General features: G+C 69.6%; 1 protein-coding gene. It reads right to left on the reverse strand.

Features of this window, described 5'->3' with window-relative positions:
- Positions 1-3,782: FG-GAP repeat protein (locus tag ON45_RS20480; RefSeq protein ID WP_206537755.1), on the reverse strand; the 3,782-nt coding region annotated here is incomplete at both ends.

The raw sequence follows: 3,782 nt of genomic DNA on the forward strand, positions 1-3,782 counted from the left end.
GACTCGCGATCGGCAACGACGCAATCGGCGTTCCGTCGGGTGCCAGCGACGCGATCGGCAACGACGCGATCGGGAGACTCGCGATCGGAAGCGAGGCGATCGGGACCCCGACCAGCGCCAGCTCCACGAGTGTCGTCGAGACCGGGTCGACCACCTCACCGGGACCACAGGCGACGTCGCTCCCGACGGCGGCGATCGCATCGCACCAGCCGTCGACCGGCGAACCATCGACCTCGAGCGAGGCGATCGGAAGCGAGGCGATCGGAGTGGAGCCGAGCACCAGACTGGCGATCGGCAGCGAGGCGATCGGCGTTCCGGCCACGCTGAGTTGATCGAGCCGAAGCTCGGCGACCTCGTCGAACGACTTCACTTCGCCGAACAGGATGTTCTGGACCGGCCGGAGCACGAGCGCCTGAGCCGCGGCGTCGCCGGGACGAGCCCGGGCGATCCGTTCGAGCAGGTACTCCCATCCCCCGAACTCCTGCGGGCTGGTGCCGGTGATCGGCACCCGCAGTTCGATGTCGGTCAACGGGATTCGGTCCAGCGGTGACGTACCGTCCACCGCAGCGAGGACGGTTTCGTCCAGCGTGAGGCTGGCGATCGGCGACGATTCCACACCGGTCCCGACCGGCGCGTCGACGTCGATCGAGCCGAGCGCGGTGGAGGCCACCGAGCCGTCGTTCTGCTCACGTCCGCTGACGATGTCGCGCGACACCGACGCGGTCGAGATTCCGGTTCCACTCACCGCGACGGTCGGGTCACTCGATGCCTCGAACTCGAACTTCGCGAATGTCGGGTTGTCCGCTGGATCGGGCGGTTCGGGTGCCGCTGCGAACTCGTACCAGTACACGGCCCCGGCGTCGGGACCCTTCGCGTTGGCGTCGCCGGGTGCGCCGATCAGCACGTGGTCCGTGGCGAGGCCGACCGCGGCGCCGAACTCGTCGCCGTCGTACAGGTCGACCGCTTGATACTGCTCGGTCTGGCTCCAATCGGATCCATCGAACTCGAACGCGTAGGCGAGCCCGTCGCGGATCTGCGACGCGGTGGGATTCGCCCCCGGCGCGCCGGCGACGATGCGGTCGTCGACGATCGCCACGTCGGTCCCGAAGTCGTAGCCCGGGTCGCCGACGCTGTCGGGTTCGAGCCGGTCCGGCGCGGTCAGCGTCGACGCGTCGTACACCCACACCGCTCCTGCGTCGAGGTCGGTCGTGCTGTTGTTCGGCTCGCCGACCGCGATGCGACCGTCCGTGGCTGCGAGCGACGCGCCGAACGAGTTGCTCGGGCCCTCGGGGCCGGTCAGCGTTGTGGGGTTGCCGAGGCCACCCACGCCGACACCCGCGTCGAGCACGACCACGGTGTCGTCGGCGGGTGACCCGATCGCCACCTGGCCGCTCCCGGGCGCATACCCATCGACGAACGCAACCGCGTCGCCGAAGCTCGTCAATCCGCCGGGCGCGTCGCCGAACTCGGCGATCGAGCCGACGGTCTGGTCGACGACCTGGGCCTGCGTTCCGGCGAGCACGTACAGCAGGTACTGACCCTCGACGTCGACCGCCGGGACGTCGACCGGACGGAACGAGGGGGTGCCGTAGCTCGACCCGTCCCACACATAGCGGCTCACGCCGTCGGCCGCAGCGACGACCGCGTACTGGTCGTTGATGGCGACGTCGTTGATGTCGGTCGCGCCGACGAAGAGCGATTGCTCCACCGTCCAGTCGCCGGTGCCCGGATCGCGGGTGAGCACCTCGGCCCGTGCGGTCGGTCCGTCGTCGTAGCCGACGATGGCCGTGTCGCCGAACACGTCGATCGCTGTGCCGAATCCGGCGTCGATGATCGCCTGCGGGGAGGTGAGCTTGGCGTCGATCTGCACGAGCCCGATGCCTGCCACGGAGCCCGCATCGTCGATCAGCGTCGGCTGCAACTCGACTGTGGGCGGATCGAAGTCGATCGAGTCGAATGCCTCGGCCTCGTTGCAGAACGACGAGCATTCGATCACCGGGTACACCTCGCCCGAGGACGCCGGAGCGGCGAGCACCACACGCAACGTGCCGTTCGGTCCGTACTCCGCGGCCTCGATGACACCGAAGTTCGCCGGGTCGGTCGGGGCGCCGTCGACGTCGATCTCGAGGACTCCGAGTCCGCCCTGGACGACCGGAGCGTCGAAGGCGACCCGCGCCCCGGCCCCGATCGACACGGTGCCCTGCGACCAGTCGAAGGCCGCGGGCGACAGGTTGATCGTGCCGTCGTCGGCGCGCAGCAGGCTCGACGGCCCGGCCGACCAGTTCATGTTCGGGTCGTCGAGCGTGAACGTGCCCGCACCCGAGTACCGAATCCCCCCGTCGTTCTGGATCGTGCCGTTGCCGGAGATCTCCACGTCGGTCCCCGTGATGTCGATCTGCACCGGAGCGAGGTCGTCGTAGCTGGTCGCGAGGATCCCGTCGGCGTCGATCACGAGGTCGGACACGAGTTCCAGACCACCGTCGAGGTTCACCCGCACGATGCCGTCGCGGATCTCCGACGGACCGTCGGGACTGCCGATGACGCTGAGCCGACCGCCGGTCGCCAGCACCAACCCGCCGGTCGACGTGATCAGCCGACTGACTGACGGTGTCGCTCCGACGACGTTGACCGTGCCGACCGACGAGGGCAGGATCGCGGTGTCGTTCGGGCCTGGGACCCGGCCGACATCCCAGTTGGTCGGGTCGTTCCAGGCGGTGGCGTCGCCGGCCGACGTCCCGGAGAAGGTCGCGACGACGGGGATGTCGGCCGTGTACACGGCACCAGCGTCGGGGAACCCGTCGCCCGACCAGTCGTCTCCCGGGGCACCCGCGACCAGCGACCCGCCGTCGAGCGCGACCGACCAGCCGGCCCGGTCGTCGCCGTCGGCACCGGTCGGAAGCAGGCGATCGACTCCGCCACCGAGCGCCAGCGCTCCGCCCCAGTCGACGCCGTCGTAGCGGAAGATCTGGACCTGGTTCAGATTCGGCTGTCCGACGGCGAAGGTCCCACCTTCGAGGGCGAACTGCAGGTTGCTCGCGGGCGAGTACGAACCGCGGGGAATGGACGCGATCAGTTCCGTTGTCCACGTCGCGCCACCGTCGCTCGTCGACCGCACGTTCGCGTTGCCCGTGCCGTTGTTGTACGCCACCCGGTCACCGTCGACCACGACCGTTTGACCCATGCGGTTGCCCGCCGGGCCAGTGCCGGCGTCGACGCTCACGAATCCGCCTCCGGTGTCGTCCAGAACGCGATACAACCCCTCACCGGCGGCATTGCCGGGCGCTCCCACGGCGAGTCGGTGTCCGCCGCCGGGACGCGCGTCGATCGACACCGACGCTCCGAGCTCGGCGCCGACGCCGGCCGTCGGAACGACGAGTGGATCGATCTGGGTGACGGTCCCGTCGTAGACGAAGACCTGGCCCTCGTTCTGTGGCACGCCTCCGTCGATGCCCGGCGCGCCGATCGCGAGTGTGCCGTCGGGTGCGTAGTCGATCGACCAGCCGAACTGGTACGACCCGGCTCCCCCAGCGCCGAGGGTCGTCGTCTCGGTCCAGTTGTCGAGCCCGCCGTCGTAGTCGTAGAGCAGCACGACCCCCTGATCGGCGAAGCCGAACGATTCTCCGGGCGCGCCGATCGCGATGCGGTCGCCCGAGATCGCGATCGACTGGCCGAACAGCCCGTACGACGGCGCCGGGTTCGGGATGAAACCAGCCGACTCCCATGGCGCTCCCGGACCGGCGCGGTCGTACACGTACACCGCTCCCGTCCCGCAGCTCGGACAA

It is taken from the genome of Ilumatobacter nonamiensis YM16-303, assembly GCF_000350145.1.
In the GTDB taxonomy this organism is placed as follows: Bacteria; Actinomycetota; Acidimicrobiia; order Acidimicrobiales; family Ilumatobacteraceae; genus Ilumatobacter_A; species Ilumatobacter_A nonamiensis.